The 15,311-nt window shown below is 41.1% G+C and carries 17 protein-coding genes; 2 read left to right on the top strand and 15 right to left on the bottom strand.

All coding sequences use genetic code 11. The features are described 5' to 3' along the window. Positions 1-212 precede the first annotated feature (212 nt). The 15 genes from C240_RS11480 to C240_RS11410 form a co-directional block, all read right to left on the bottom strand. On the bottom strand, positions 213-428 hold the full coding sequence (locus C240_RS11480; protein ID WP_271495805.1) for a hypothetical protein: 216 nt from the start codon (positions 426-428) through the stop codon (positions 213-215). Between the two features lie 79 nt (positions 429-507). Beyond that, complete coding sequence (locus C240_RS11475) at positions 508-1,023, bottom strand: hypothetical protein (RefSeq protein ID WP_271495803.1); 516 nt, start codon at positions 1,021-1,023, stop codon at positions 508-510. A 122-nt stretch (positions 1,024-1,145) separates the two neighbouring features. Beyond that, the gene (locus C240_RS11470) at positions 1,146-2,396 is read right to left on the bottom strand and encodes a DNA cytosine methyltransferase (RefSeq protein ID WP_442896593.1); all 1,251 of its coding nucleotides are present in this window, start codon (positions 2,394-2,396) and stop codon (positions 1,146-1,148) included. Between the two features lie 284 nt (positions 2,397-2,680). Further along, positions 2,681-3,406: a DNA-methyltransferase gene (locus C240_RS11465; protein ID WP_271495801.1), complete on the bottom strand. Its 726-nt coding sequence runs from the start codon at positions 3,404-3,406 to the stop codon at positions 2,681-2,683. A 114-nt stretch (positions 3,407-3,520) separates the two neighbouring features. Then, positions 3,521-3,985 carry a transcriptional regulator gene (locus C240_RS11460; protein ID WP_271495799.1) on the bottom strand — a complete coding sequence of 155 codons (465 nt, stop codon included), beginning with the start codon at positions 3,983-3,985 and terminating at the stop codon, positions 3,521-3,523. 132 nt (positions 3,986-4,117) lie between these two features. Then, positions 4,118-4,417, bottom strand: coding sequence for a hypothetical protein (locus C240_RS11455; RefSeq protein ID WP_271495797.1), 300 nt, complete (start codon positions 4,415-4,417; stop codon positions 4,118-4,120). Between the two features lie 50 nt (positions 4,418-4,467). Further along, entirely contained in the window at positions 4,468-4,662 is a 195-nt protein-coding gene (locus C240_RS11450; protein WP_271495796.1) for a hypothetical protein, read from the bottom strand. A gap of 15 nt (positions 4,663-4,677) precedes the next feature. Next, positions 4,678-5,211 (bottom strand): hypothetical protein, encoded by a 534-nt coding sequence (locus C240_RS11445; protein WP_271495794.1) that lies wholly within the window; start codon positions 5,209-5,211, stop codon positions 4,678-4,680. 14 nt (positions 5,212-5,225) lie between these two features. Beyond that, complete coding sequence (locus C240_RS11440) at positions 5,226-6,314, bottom strand: lysozyme family protein (protein WP_271495792.1); 1,089 nt, start codon at positions 6,312-6,314, stop codon at positions 5,226-5,228. Between the two features lie 27 nt (positions 6,315-6,341). Then, positions 6,342-8,360: a CD3337/EF1877 family mobilome membrane protein gene (locus C240_RS11435; protein ID WP_271495790.1), complete on the bottom strand. Its 2,019-nt coding sequence runs from the start codon at positions 8,358-8,360 to the stop codon at positions 6,342-6,344. Continuing rightward, a complete protein-coding gene (locus tag C240_RS11430) occupies positions 8,357-10,849 on the bottom strand; it encodes an ATP-binding protein (protein WP_271495788.1) in 2,493 nt (830 codons plus the stop codon). Before C240_RS11430 ends, C240_RS11435 begins: the two co-directional genes overlap by 4 nt. A gap of 13 nt (positions 10,850-10,862) precedes the next feature. Continuing rightward, positions 10,863-11,267, bottom strand: coding sequence for a hypothetical protein (locus C240_RS11425; RefSeq protein WP_271495786.1), 405 nt, complete (start codon positions 11,265-11,267; stop codon positions 10,863-10,865). A gap of 2 nt (positions 11,268-11,269) precedes the next feature. Continuing rightward, the gene (locus C240_RS11420) at positions 11,270-11,635 is read right to left on the bottom strand and encodes a TcpD family membrane protein (RefSeq protein WP_271495784.1); all 366 of its coding nucleotides are present in this window, start codon (positions 11,633-11,635) and stop codon (positions 11,270-11,272) included. Beyond that, entirely contained in the window at positions 11,598-12,584 is a 987-nt protein-coding gene (locus C240_RS11415) for a conjugal transfer protein (protein WP_271495782.1), read from the bottom strand. Before C240_RS11415 ends, C240_RS11420 begins: the two co-directional genes overlap by 38 nt. 34 nt (positions 12,585-12,618) lie before the next feature. Next, positions 12,619-12,930 (bottom strand): hypothetical protein, encoded by a 312-nt coding sequence (locus tag C240_RS11410; protein ID WP_271495780.1) that lies wholly within the window; start codon positions 12,928-12,930, stop codon positions 12,619-12,621. Between the two features lie 144 nt (positions 12,931-13,074). Between C240_RS11410 and istA the strand changes: the two genes are divergently transcribed. Both istA and istB read left to right on the top strand, forming a co-directional pair. Continuing rightward, positions 13,075-14,526: an IS21 family transposase gene (gene istA, locus C240_RS11405; RefSeq protein ID WP_271495778.1), complete on the top strand. Its 1,452-nt coding sequence runs from the start codon at positions 13,075-13,077 to the stop codon at positions 14,524-14,526. Between the two features lie 2 nt (positions 14,527-14,528). Then, a complete protein-coding gene (gene istB, locus C240_RS11400) occupies positions 14,529-15,260 on the top strand; it encodes an IS21-like element helper ATPase IstB (RefSeq protein WP_271495776.1) in 732 nt (243 codons plus the stop codon). Positions 15,261-15,311: the final 51 nt, after the last annotated feature.

The raw sequence follows: 15,311 nt of genomic DNA, 5'->3' as shown, positions 1-15,311 counted from the left end.
CGCCCAACAAATAGTTGAATGAGCCAAATTCCGTAAGGAATGCCTAACAGGACAACATTCATAAGCCAGTTAGGCATTCCTATCATCACGATAGCCCCTGAAAACAATGTAAACAACAATTGAATAAGTAAACTAATAAATACTAATGCTCGTTTTTTTCTTAAATTCATTTTAAAACTCCTTCATAATGATTTTTCTTTTTAAATGATTGTTCATAATTCGTTCTTGTGTTTTTCTGCAAAATTAGACAAGTCGATAATCTTTCCTAATGTAATGTTGTTCAGATCCTTATTCCCACTACGTAGCTTACTCAACACATCTCTTGAGAATCCTGACTCCTTTTCAATTTTGTACGCGGAAAAAAGGTAATTTCCGTCTTCAGCTTTCTTTTCGATTAACAACTTGACTAAATTCAAATCAATGATCATACTTGCACCTCATTTCTAAGGTAACAAAAGTTGTTTGCTACCATTAAATTTGTTATAGTTTTAACGGTAGCAAACTTACCTACGCTTGGTTTTTGTTACTTTCTTGCTCTTGTCCTGTTACAGCAGGGCGAGAGTTTTCTTTTGTTGCCGTTTTTTTGTAATAGCTCAGGATAACTTCCCCTTCTTTTTCGTCACAATCAATTCGGAAGGTGTTATGTGTTCGATCAAATTCAAAATAGTAATCTTGGTTAATCAGCTCTTCTGTGATACCAGCAATTTTAGCTTTACAATGGGCTTCTGCTAACGCTTCTGTTTCAAAAATCTCGACTTGAATGTCTTCAGGATATTTTTCTTCAACAACGTATAGCTGTAATTTTGTTTCTTCAGTCTCGACCTGATCCATTTCACTGATAAGGTCATCGATCAAATTGTGCCAATGAACGATTTCTGCGATCTCAGCTTCTTTATCCGTTGCCCCTGCTTCACTTGCTTGCTCTAGAAAGTCTTTCATTTCCTTACGATTCTGTTTCAACCGTTCTAATTCTTCCTTTTTCTTATCGATTACTACTTGATAACTTAGTGCTGTTTTTGTCATAATTTATTCCCCTTTCGTTATTACTTTTCAAGCATATCGTATATTTATATATACGTCAATATAAATATACGATAATTTCAAACTTTTTTTATGGTACACTCGATTTTCTTTCCTTAAGATCCTTACAATCGCTTTGCAATCTCATAGACAACTGCGACAGTCACGCTATTTCCAGCTTGTTTATATAGTTGGCTATTCGATTGTTTTTGCTCGTACATACAGTCATAATGATCCAATCCTTTCTCCAGGATATCTAAGGCAATTTTCTTGCTGCCAAACTTTGCAGCAAGAAAAGCCCAATCAGGAAAGGCTTGTAGTCTCCAACATTCTAGCGGTGTCAATTTTCGTATTCTAAGTTCTTCAGTTCGTGCTGTGTGATCTTTTTTTATAGCTATTTTCGGTTCTAATCCCCCACCTTGCATGGTTAATAAGGTTGGTGAGATTCCTTCAGGACTTACCACACACCCACGTTGTCGATACTTCCCAGGAAGCTGTCCGGAGACGATAATACCGTGCCTGTCTTGTGCGGTTACTGTGAACATGTCCTCTCCATCTGTTTTGAACCGTCGCCCATTCTGACGCTTATGGAGACGATCCGGCGTTAAGATCGGAATCGCAATTTTACTCCCCTCGCCTTTATTCGTTGTAATCGTGGGTGATAACCCATCTGAATGAAAGACAGTCCCATTCATGCCACGATTTGACGGATTAACATTCCCTACGACAATTTGCTTCGGCGACTTGTAATCTGTTGCTGTCAATGTACCCATTAATCCATTGGTATAATAGGTTCTTTCTCTGTGATTTCTTGAAAGATCATTTCTTTTATGGGTGGTACCCGCTAACTTTATTTGGCTTGATTGACAATTAGTTGCGCTGTTTTCTCCGGCGAGAGGAAAAACTGTTCGGGTATCTGATCCTCTAAGACATCCGATAATGTAAACCCGTTCTCGATTTTGCGGTACGTATACTTTAGAGTTAAACAATTGCCATGAGCAGTCATACCCCAATTCATCCAACGTTCGGAGGATCGTCTCAAAGGTAGCTCCTTTTTCGTGGCTGAGTAAGCCTTTGACGTTCTCAAGCAATAAGTATTTGGGTTTGAGTATTCGAGCAAACCGAGCGATTTCAAAGAACAAAGTCCCTCTCGTATCCTCGAATCCTCTCCGTTTTCCAGCAATGCTGAAAGCTTGGCAAGGAAAGCCTCCGCACAAAACGTCGACGGATCCGATTCCGTTAATAAATTCATCTGTAACTGTTGTGATATCATGCATTTCCACCTCTCCTGTTGTCTCATGTATAGCTTTATAGCTTTGTCGTGCAAATTTGTCAATTTCGCAAAAGCCAAGACATTTATGACCAGCTTGTTCCATTCCAAACCTAAAACCGCCTACACCCGCAAATAAATCTAAAAACGTTAATGAGTCTTTCTTTTTGATTGTCGTCGTTAGTACGGGTATGTTTGATTTTCTTCCTTGTTGTTCTTTTACAGCGTTCATTTCGTTTCTTTCCCACATGTGTTTCAAGTATTTCAAGCGCTTGATAGACATAGTGTAACGGTTAATCAGTTGGCCCCGTGGCTGATTAATGCTGTATAAACGTGGTTAGAAAGTTGGTTTTTATAAAAACTGGCTCATGTTGTCAGGAAGATAGATTGCTAGTTCCATTCAATGCGCTTCAACGATTCGACGTAATACGTGGGATCTGTTTCAAATCCGATAAAGTATCGATTGGTGTTTAGACAAGCGACAGCTGTGCTGCCACTGCCTGAACAATTATCTAAAACAACTGCTTGTTCCTGTGTATACGTTTTAATGAGGTATTCTAATAAGGCAATGGGTTTCTGTGTTGGGTGGATCACGTCCTTACTATCTTTCTTAAAGGTTAAGACATTTTTAGGATAGTTTGTCCATTGACTGATATAGTCTTTATTTCTTAGCGTATCAGAATAAAGGCTACCGCCTTTGTTCTCCCCACGTCTTTTTTTTATCGGCTTGTCTCTTTTTTTGAGTCCTTGCGGGTTATAAATGGTGGTTCCCTTACAAAAAACAGAAATGGTCTCGACACTTCGCATCGGTTGATATTTCGCAAAGGCAAAGCCTGTCGCGGTGTTTTTTTGCCAGTACCAGTCATATTTGTAATGCTTCAGATTACTCATGCGCAACATCGTTGAAAACGGCTCTGCGCCAAATAGGACAATTGCTCCTTGATCCTTTATGACACGCAAATACTGTGTCCATAATTTGTCAAATGGTAATACCGTATCCCAACGTGCAGCAGTTGTGCCGTAAGGTAAGTCACACAGAATCATATCGATACTTTTGTCCGGTAAACGGTCCATTCCTTCTAAACAATCTTCGTTATAAATAATATTCGTCTCCATTGGTTCCTCCGTCTTCGATTTAGATCTAAATCTGGTTGTATTCAAGTCTTGATACCTGAAGTATACGAAGGATCTGGTTGACGCGTCTGACGAACAAAACCACCAAAAGGTTGATTAAACGTTGGTTTGAATAATACTTAAGGCTTGCGCAAAAGCGATAAGTGAAATTTTTGAATCTTCAATGATACAATTTTTTTGATAATAAATCTGCTCACTTATTGCCTCTATGGATAACCCATAAACATAGCGCAACATAAAGACCGTTCGCCTTCGGTCAGTGACATCAGATTTATACGGGTGCATAATCGCTGAATAGCCGAGTATAAATAACTGGTTGAAGCGTAAAAATTCTTTTTGGTATGGTTCTACCTCCGCTAATTCTATGGACGTAGCAATGCGCTTTTGTTCTTCATTAAGTAAATGATATGTACCCGTTCGTTTTGGAAATACTGGTAAACCCACGCGTTCTCGTGCAATTTTATATTGCACTAAAAAGATTCCTACCGCAGTCTTTGTTTCTTTCCAATTAATTGTATCGAATGAAGGACGTTGATAAGCTTCTACTTCAAAAAGACTCAACTCTTTCTCCTCCTTGTGGTATAATATAGGAGTTTCTTTGAGTTGAGTAGATTTGAAGAGACAGTGGGGTAAGGCTAGGATCATTCCTAGCCTTATTTACTTATCCTTTATTCGTTCCATTAACAGACAATACTATTGATTTCTAACCCGTTTTTGGTCACTATCATTTCTATTGAGTCGCATTTTCAAAACAATCGTCATGACAGCTAGTGGTAAAATCATGATGGTTCCAATTGGTAACCAAACGTTATCTATCATGACACCATAAACACACCACATAACTGTATTGATCGATACAATTAGTTGCGTCCAAATACTGATCCCTGATAGAGCCTGCTTGTTATTTCGATTATTCCAGGTTATTTTAGCCTGTGGGAGCCATAAAATTAAACTCGTTAGATTTGCTAAAGCACCTATAATATTTATTATCACATCCGTTCTCCTTCCAAAATAATGAGATAAGACTAAGGACATCTCTAGTCTTAGTTATTTATTGTTTTCCATACAAGAATAGCCGTTTTGTTTGTTTCTCTTGGATATGTCTGATTTGGCGGTGTAAGTACGTCATTTCCTTGTTTGGTAACGGTTAATTGGTACCCAACCTCTCGCATAATGTCCAGGGCTTCCTGATAGCTCATGCCATACTTACGCCAGATTTGTTTCTTCTTATTCTCCATCTATTTTTCCCTTTCCTACACTGTCCGACTACCGATAAATTGTACCTGATCAATCTTCCAGACTTGATTTTCCTTTACCAGCGTAAGCTGGTACACCACACTCAACTTACTTTCAATCTCATTCATTGTGCTGCTGTACTGAATTTCATTTAAAGATACCACCGTTTCCGGTGCCTCTTGTTGGTAAAAACTTTGGATCTTAAACACCGCTGAACGGACGTGTTCATTCGGATCGAATATCGACAGCTGCAGTGCTTCTTTTGCGGAGTCTGTCAGTAATGATTCCACGGCTTCTTTCCGTCCTTGATAGCTAACATAAGTGAAATAGGCTTTTAGAAAAGCTTCATTGGCTGATCGATAAGCTGCTGCTGTCTTGCCCTCGTCTTCATTGGTTTCTTTTGATTGTGTCACTTGTGTTTCTGTTTCCGTCGTACGTTCTGATTGAACCGACGTTTCAACGGTTGCTTTCGCTGGATCTTTTTGTTGCCGATTTAAAACAAGGCCAATCCCAGCAACGAGTAAAACTGCCACCCATACATATTGTTTCATGTTGTTCTTCCTTCCTAATCTTGAAAGCGCCAGACCACGCTGCGCCACCCGGCAGGTGCCGAATTGCTCACATTGCTACGTTTATCAACGAATCCTGACCCTCCAGGGTTATTACTTTCGATAACATTAACCGTTCCATCGCTATTCGTACTTTCAACGAGCATCGTATGGACACCTGTGGCGAATAAATCAGGTGAGCCGGTATTTTCATACTGAATCACATCGCCTGCTTTTGCTTGTGACCATGGAACTTCAGTTGCTCCTGATTGAACGTAACCTGTGCGAACGCCTCCTGGAATAAATGTCCCTCCTTTTGCGCCATTGATCCACCCTTGGACGGCCACAATACACTCACCTCGCTGCCCCCAACCTGTTGGAAAGGTCTTCCCTACATCTTGTTGAGCCAATTCAAGTGCCTTTTTCTTCCAGCCGGTCGCTGTAGTGGCTGACGTTTGCCCTCCACTTGTTGACTGAACCAAGTATTGTTTGACCAGATCCGGATAAAAGAAATTCCCACCGTTTAAATATAAATACCCACCGTTATAGGGAATTGCTACAGGGTTTGGATAAGGATACGTAATACCTGCCGTATTCCCTAAAGACGGGGCCACAACTGTTCGACTATACGTATCTGCCAATTTGGTTGAATGGACATGACCATGCTGGGCGATAAAATTGTTGTAATTTCCACCAAAGTTATACGCAGCGATCGCCGTCCATTGATCATTGCCCAAAGCTTTCGCTGCGTCCAGACAATTTTTATAATGCTGCACGCCTTGTTTAATACTTCCTTCCGTGTCTAATGTATTCACCGGTAAGCCTAAGCTCTCACTACTTTGAAAGACATCGACTGCACGTCCGCCTGATTCGACCATCATAATCGCCAACAGAACGGGAACCTCTTCAGGGATTCCCGCTTCTTTGGCGTACTTCTCAACTAGTGGTTGATACTGCAATACCTCTGGCGACAAGTTCGTATTCTCTGATGTGATTTCCAGTGGCGCATGAACGGAATCTCCTGTTGATAGACCACCTAATAACCCCACAAAAAGAAAGACAATGACTAAATAACTCCCACCTATTCCAACACACCACCAGATCATTTTCCGCTTTGCTCGCCGGATCATCAGTTATTGCCTCCGCTCATTCCGAGTGGGCCGACGTTTGATTATGGGCGCATCAGGTGACTGAACAGGCTTCGGTGCGCTCATTTTTGGTATTGCTGGCGTTGGTGTATTGGGTGCCTGTGGTGGCGTTGTCGGTTTGGGTGGTAATTGCCGACTTGGGTGCCTCGGTGTTTTTGTTGGTGGTTCAGGTTTCTTCAGAGACGGTTTTTGTTCCTCCGGTCGTTTCATTCGCCTTGACGGTGATTGATTCGCTCCACTTGGCGCGTGCGGCACTAGTGGACGTTTCTTCTGCACCGGAATGGTTCGCATCGGTGACAGTGGTCTAGTTGATTTCTGTGTCACTGGACGTTTCCCAATCGGCGCTTGGCTTCGTTTGGATTGCCCGATTCGCCGCTGACCGTTCGGTGCGCCCACTTCTCGATTAGGCGCTACCGTTGACAGATCGGTCGTAGGCTGTAACGATCGTTTCTGTGATCGGGGACTAACCACGCGATACCGAGGGGGTGTCTTCGGTGCTTGTCTTGGTTGTTCCTCTTTGGGCTCATTTCCTGAAGAGTTTGGTTGTTGCCCACGTTGGAAGGCTCGCCGCAGTCCTCTATGCCGTACCCAACGCTGCGCACCTTGAAAGACCTGGTTCGACTGGTTTGTCTGAAGCTGAACGCGACCGCCGGTAATCATCGAGACAATCTCATCTCGTTTTTTTAATAGGAACCATAAAATAAAGGCCAAAAATAAGCTGTTGACAAGAAACCCACCACTTGTGGTCGGTGGAATCACGCTATCTAAAATGGTTATGATTAATAACACAAATAGGAGAAAAACCACCAAAAAGGCTTGGGATAAAATCAGCCCCACTCCTTTCACTAGCGGCTTGACAAAGCTCTTGCGAAACTTCGGAATCAAACTCACAAAAAAGCTAATGCCTAAAACCAGGACACAGGCTAAGACCATCATTTGGACTAAGAAATTCGCCAATGCAAGTACGAGCAGTGGTATGCCCACACCTAATGCCAAGACTAAACTCCCGAGACTCATCCCAAATTTTGAATTGACTCCCACATCTGAGTCGCTCATATAATCATTGTTGCCTTCTCCTGCTTCTTCTTTTACCGCGGCTTTCAACCCGTCTGAATACAGGGAAATACGGCTTCGCTTCAACAGGTTATCCAAGCGCTCTGGCTCGTCTTTGGTTAACTTTTCCGCGTCCGTTGTCCCATAATTCATCAGTAAGTACGGACGATACACCGCCAAATTGAAATAGGTGTTGCGAATAATCGCTGTTACCCCTTCTTTGGTCTGATCTTCTGGAATCTCTTCATAATCCCCTGTTAACGTTGTCCCTACCGCTAGAATGGAACTCTGAATCGAATCATTACTGGCATTCACGCCTTTAATGACTGTCCCGCCATACTGGAAGAAAAACGACGCTAAGACAAAAACACCGACAAACACAGCGATCGTCTTTAAACCTTTTAACAGGTTTAACTCTGCAACTAATTGCCATAACAACACAAAGGCCATGACAACCATCATAGGGAGTAAATATTCCAGTACGGCTTGATCCCATAGGCCTTTGGCCAGAGAGAGTGTCGTATCAACCCAATCATCTAAAATGGTTTGACCGCTCATCAATGTCAACCCATGATCGATTCCCTGGTACACAAATTTACTAAGCCAAAACAAGGAATTACTGAAGCCAATCAAATTGGTCTTACCTAAATCTAAGCCCCCAGCAGTGGACAGTCCTTCATAATGTTCCAAGGGATACTCCTTGTTTTTGAGAACAATTCCGCCTTGCTTGACTGTTTGTTTCTTATATTCCTCTGGGGGGATTTCGTCTCGACCTGATTTTTTTCGATACACGTCTTCCATGATTTCATTTATTTGGTCTTTGTCTGCGTCTTCGTCTAGTCCCCATTCCAACGCTTGACTGTTGGAAGAAGATAGAACTCCTAGAAAACCAATCAATAACAGGAAACTGAACGCGAGCCAAACGCCTTGTTTGTTCAGTTTTGTCTTCATTGGTCGTACTTCCTTTCCACTTCTGCCGAATGGCTCTTATTCGACGTTTTAAACGCAAGCGCCCATTCTGGAAAGAGACAATCTACACTCAAAACACCCACGCGATCATACATATCTTTAAACAAACACTGGCCTTTTTTTAATCCCGCTAATAAGCTGATATTCTCCGGTGTGTGATCTAAGCCCATATGGGCAAGAATGGCCGGACGTTCGGCTGGTTCATCAAAGGCAAAACACAACCCAAAGTTTCCGATATCGTCTTCATTCGATCCGTCACTCACACTTTGAGATACCAGTAATAACTGATTTTTAAAGGAACGACCTACACGACGCAAGCCCTTGACTAACTTTTTACCGCCTCGTGCTTTTGTCAAAACCCACGCCTCATCGAAGATCACCGTGGTATTTTTGTGTTTGTCACGCATACCAAAATATCGACAGAAATGCGTCAGTGGTCCCATAATTGCGACCGCTTTACGGTCACTTTCTGTCCAGTCTTCCGGTGCCTCGTCTTGATCGGGTAAATCCAGGCCTTGGATCTGAAGAACCGTAAATTTATTATCTACATTCAAGCCTTTTGATCGGCCATCTGAAAAGACTAGCTGCAGGATTGAATCCTCAATTGTCAGTCGCATGTTCTCTCCATATTCTTTAATAGCTGGATCCTCATGTTGGGCCAATCCGTCTACTAAGTGTTGTAAACCGACGGCATGCCCTTTTTTCTTCAGAGTTAATACAGTCGCTAATTGACGGCGCATCTCATTTTCCACCGCCAATGGTACTTTTGGAAATAACTGGTCCATCATGGTCAATATAGCATCTTTGGCTTTACTGCCATTTAAGAAGTTTAATGGATCCAATACGCCATGATTATCTGGATCATCGGGATCCAAGGTAATATAGGTCAGCTGTTCCATGAGACGTTCAAACTCCGGATAATATTGTTGTACAGCCGGATCTTGTCGGGCTAGTTCAAACCATTCCTTGACTTCTGTTTTAGGATCGGTCATTAAAACCTGGCCTTTTAAAAACATCAAATAAAAGCCAAAGAGTTTCATTAAGAAGGATTTCCCTTGCCCTGTTGCCCCTGAAAAATAAATATGCGGACTTTCGGTAGAAGACCCTGCAACGCCTTCGTTGGCTAGAAACGCATGGATTAACACCATAAAGCGGCTACTTTGAATGGCCTCCATCACGTCAAAAGAATCCGCAAAAGAAATACGCCCAATGTATGGGCCAATATTGGTGCCTAGTTTTTGCGATAACCCGAACTGTAGCTCAGATAACCCTTTATGGGTGCTCGAATGAAGCCATTTCGGTTCCACTGGATTGAGTGCTTGACCAGGAAGAAACTTATAGAACAAGGCCAGCTGGTCACCTTGTGGCTGTACACAGCGACAATCGTTCTCTTTGAGTGTTTCCTTGACTTGTTTAACGGACTCGGCGCACTCTTCTTTGGTCTTTCCGGTCACCACATAACACGCCATCCAGTCGTATAGCGGGTGATTGCGGTTTTGAATACCAAAGCTCAAATCATTCAACTGCTCTAACCCATCCAATAAGTCCTCGTCGGTATCGTCATTGTTATACAAGACTTGATCCGTTTGTTTGAGAGTCTTTTTGGTGCTGCCGATTTTATTCATGGCCAGTGTTTTGTTTCGCTTTTTGGCTTTAGACTGGACTTCTACAGGAAATGAAAATTCTTGTGCTAACCAAAATAATTCCAATCCTTCTAAGCTATCCGGTGTGCGAGTGATTGGTAAAAAGGTAAGATAGCTCTCTCCTAAATCATCGTTAATCCGGATATAGCCTGGTTCACTTGCCGTATCTAATAAGGGTTCGGCAATATTTTTCGATCGATCGCTCACTTCTTCTTCATACGTATGCGTTAACCCGCGGATAAAATGGAATCGGTTCATGTAATACAATAATTCTTCTGAGACCGATTTTCCGCCAATTTTCAGCACATACGTACGCACGTCCTCTTCTGCTTGGGCATAAAGTTCGTACTCGCTATCTGAAATAGCCTTGCGGTAACCCAGCCATTGTAAAACGGCATGACTGACCGTGCCAATCGACTGCGCAAAAATTTGACGAACCGTTGCTTCACTTCCAAGTAAAACAGTGGGGATCCGGACGCCAATCAAGAAAGTATTTTCGGTTACTGTGCCTAATTCATCGACTAAAATATCCATGGTTCGTTGGTTATACGTACGACCAACATCAAGCAGCTCTGGATCAAAGTCTTTCTCCAGTTCCGCAAATCGTTCCTCTAAACGCATATCTGATGGGAGTAATTGAAAGTGAACATCCGTGTACTTTGATAAATCCAAATAGGCGCGCTCTAAGCGCTCTCGGTGATCGTCTCTCGCTTCTTGATTGCCTTCATGAATATAATCAGGGGTAATCGTATAATAGGCCCAACACTGCCCATTTTTGGTAAATAATAGGTTGTCCCGTAGTTCTTTCATTGGTGTTTCTATAGCCATAAGTGACTCCTTTCTACAAAATAGTTTTTTTGAATCGAATATTTTTTTCCAGTCCTGTGACAGGTTCATCCATGGCATACACACGTCGTTTTTTTCGGATCTTCCACTGGTAGTACCAATAGTCTTTTATAAAGAGATAGACATTTTTATCTTCAAAATAATCATGTTCTTCCGTTAATAGACCGCTAAAATAATAGATCATTCCGGCATAATACAAGACACTGACCGTTGTATTTGAAAATAACGCCCAAAATAAGGGCGTTAACAACACAACTTTAATGAGCCAAAACAGTCCAAATAACGGAAAAGCGATCAATAGTCGCCGTAACGGAATGGGTTGATTTGGTTTCCAAAAATCAAATTCTGGAATCATAATGGGCTTTTTAAACACATTGCGAAAGTTGAAACTCTTTCTCATGGCTAGTCACCGATCTTCCCACCGAATTTCTTCAGTAACTCGACGGCTTCTGTTGGGAAGTAAATGAAAAATGCGGCAATGGCCCCTGCCACAAACAGCGTCACAAATTGAACCCATGCTTTCTTCCCAAAAGCTTTGACTGCTTGATAGGCAAGGAGTACGACAAAGGCATTTTTCGCAAGGGTCATAATCCAGTCCGTGAGCCAGTCTCCTGTTGGTAGATCAGTAGTACCTCCTTCTGCATGGGCAACTTGTAGCTGGCAACAAACTAATAAAACGGCCGTAACTGCCTTTGTCTTCCAGTTCAATACAAAAGACCAAAATGGTCGTTTACTTCGTGCTTGGTTCATTTGTTGGTTCTTCATCATTCATGGTTCCTCCTAATGTATGGCTTAATGCCTCTACAACATATTTGTCTTCTTTTTTAGCCAAACGTAGACTATATTCTTGTTTACTACGTGCGTTTGTCACACGATCAATGACACGAATCGTCACATAGACGTCCCACTCACTTTTTGCAGGATACACTTGAAGCTGATCAATGCCATCATAGAGTTGAAGACTTCCTAAAAGCACAGGGGTTGTCATCATATACGACACATCATCTAGATTCGTTGATTCCATGTACCGTGGAAAGAATGTCTCGTTTAACCATTGTTTGATAGCTTTTTGTGTTTCTTCGTTAGCTGGATCAACCTTATCTGGTTTTTGTTGGGCAATCTTGGGAATAGCCGTCGTTTTAAATTCACTGACTTGTTCAATATACGGGTACGAGACAACCCCATAGGCTCCGTCTTCTTCTCCGACTTGAAAATGAATCAATTCAGAACGACTCCCATCGTCCACTGAATAGTGAACCAAATACGTACAATGATACGTCTTCCCGTCCCATTCTTTTGCCCACAATTGAATACTTTTGATTTGTTTCTTTCGTTTGCCATCCCCTACATTTGGGACTTCTATCCCTTTACTGAAGTATGGCTCCACTGTTTTTTGGTAGACATCTTGTTTCACGTCAGTCGTGTAATAGCTTTGAATAAAATAACGACCAAAGACATCTAAGTTATCTGATTGTTGGTTCGTTAGCTGCAGTTGTTCCGTCTTCTTTTCTAATGCACTTAATTTCTTCGTCAGCACCTCATTCGTTTGGGTAATCGAACCAAACCGAACTAAGAATAAGACAGAACTTCCCAACAAAATCAATAAAAACACCCAAATGCCAAACGAGATCACGCGTGAAAGCCAAGCGGTGGGGAGCGTATTTTTTGTTGGTTTTTCTTTCTTTTCAATGCCCTGAAAAAACGGCAATTTCTTCATTGGACACACTCCTTTCGATCATTTTTTTAGCTGTTTATTGGTTTAATAGCTTAATTTTGGTTGTTGGATCTTCCAGCGATACATTCGTAAAGACTTCACCAAAACAATCGGTACTTAACGCCGATTGTGACGTCACGAGTACCGACTGTGTTTGATAGATACTATTTGGATTCGTCGCTGTTTCTTCCTTATAGCGTAGTAATTTCTCCACAATCAACTCTGGTCGAATTCGATCACTCGCCACAAATAACGGAATATAATAGCCGATTGGTTCTTCAAAGACCACATGATCCTCGTAATTTTTGACCTTGTATCCTGAACTCAATAAGGCTTCATAGCGACTCATTTTTTCTTTAAAGGCACGATTGTTTATGCTAATTTAAAAGTGCACCACTTTTTACAGCGATGATGGTTGAAAAGTACACCACTAATAACTCACAATAGAAGAACAACTTGTTTTTTTATTGGAGGTTCAGGAGTGAAAAATTTAATGGATAAATGTACCATCATACGTCTTCTTGAAAGTGGTCGTTCTCAACGATCTGTCGCAAAAGAATTACACATGAATCGCCGTACAGTTGCGAAGTACTGGGAAGAATACATTGAAACGAAAGAGCAGATTACACTTGATCCTACGGATCCAATGAAAAAAGAAGCGCTCACAGCGAAACCCACCTATAATTCAGCCAATAGAAGTCCTAGAAAATACACAGAAAAAATGGACAAACGAATCGATGAACTTCTAGCCTTCGATAGTGAAAAAACGAAGAAACTAGGTAGGCATAAGCAAAAATTAACAACAAAAAGCATTCATGAGATCCTTGTGGCTGAAGGATTTGATATTGCAGAAAGTACAATACGTCCCTATGTTAGAAAAAAGCTTCAGAAACAACGGGAAGCGTTTGTTAAACAGATATATCCATTGGGTTACCGGATTGAATTTGATTTTGGCGAAGTAAAATGCTTGATTAAGGGAGAAAAATATACTTACTACTTAGCAGTATTTTCTTCTCCTGCCACAGGTTATCGCTGGGGAAGGCTTTATACCTCTTCCAATCAACAAGTTTTCGTTGATGCACATATCCAGTTTTTTAAAGAAGTTCAGGGTGTTTATTCCACCGTTGTCTACGATAATATGCGAAATGTTATTCAAAAATTTGTTGGAAAACATGAAAAAGAATTAAATGAGGAACTCTTGAAACTCTCTCTATTTTATGGATTTGAGCCGGTCGTCACCAATACGTACAGTGGCAATGAGAAAGGTCACGTTGAAAAAAGTGTTCAAGTCATACGAGATCGTGCCTTCACCAAAATCTATGAGTTTGCCAGCATGGCACATGCACAGGAATATTTAACTGATGCACTAACAAAGTTGAATCAAAAAGTCTCTATAGAAACTGAAAAGTCCCAGTTGAAACCGTTGGTTTCAGATTATGATTATGCCATTACAACGAATCAAAAGGTTGATAAATACAGTTTTATCCATGTTAAGAATAACTTTTACTCAATCCCGGATTATTTAGTTGGAGAACTAGTAACTGCCAAACTATATCTCAATGAATTAAAGGTAGTAAGAAATGGCCAAATAGTGGCTTCCCATGCTCGTCTGAGTGGCCGAGATAACTATCAGGTTGAAATGCGGCATTATCTTTATACGCTAAAAAGAAAGCCAGGAGCCATTGAACATTCACTGGTATTAGCAAAGCTACCGAGACTAAGGCGTTGTTTCTTACAGTTTTATAAACAACGACCGAAACGATTTATACAGCTGATTGAAGAGAAGCAAAAACTGCCCATTGATGAATTGGTTACCTATTTAGACGAACAGGCGATAAAAGACCATGAGGTCTTTACTCCTAAGCCAGCAACTAAAGCAGTCAATGAAGCCCGAAATCAATTAAGAGAATACAACCGACTTCATCAAGTAAGTGAGGTGATCTGATTGTGATTAAAGAACACGCGAAACAGCTGAAGCTCTCCTATATCAAAGAAAATTATGAACGTCTGATTCAAGAAGCAACTACATTAAATCAAGGATACGAAGAGTTTCTAAGTCAGCTTTTATCGTTAGAAGTCGAACGAAGGAAAAACAATCGTATTCATACATTGATTCGGCAAGCAAAATTACCTCAAAAAGTAACGTTTGATGACTATCTGGATAGTCATTTATCATCAAAACTAAGAAAACAAATCAAGGAGCTTCAGCAGCTTCAATTCATTGATAAAAAAGAAAATCTCATTTTATTGGGTAATCCAGGAGTTGGTAAAACTCATTTAGCAACAACCATTGGTATGGAAGCATGTTTGACAGGAAAAAGTGTCTTGTTCACGAATATTCCTAATCTCGTCGTTGAGTTAAAGGAAGCCATGAGCGCTAACCAGCTGACCTATTATAAACGGAGATTTAGTAAGTATGACTTAGTCATCTTAGACGAGTTAGGCTATGTTTCATTCGATCAAGTAGGAAGTGAAATTCTTTTTAACTTACTGTCTAATCGTACATCAACGGGTTCAATGATTATTACAACAAATTTATCATTTGACCGTTGGGAAGAAGTATTTAAGGATCCTATGCTTACTGCAGCTATGGTAGATCGAATTGCCCATCGGGCACACGTTTTAGATTTAAGCGGGAAATCTTTCCGTGTGGAAGATACAAAAAATTGGTTAAACTAACTGGTGCAGTTTTCAATCATCACGTGGTGCACTTTTCAGTTGCGTTAAACA

This window comes from Enterococcus sp. 5H, assembly GCF_028128615.1.
In the GTDB taxonomy this organism is placed as follows: Bacteria; Bacillota; Bacilli; order Lactobacillales; family Enterococcaceae; genus Enterococcus_L.
Note: the sequence above shows the minus strand (reverse complement) of the source record. Positions and strands in the feature narration are given on the sequence as shown.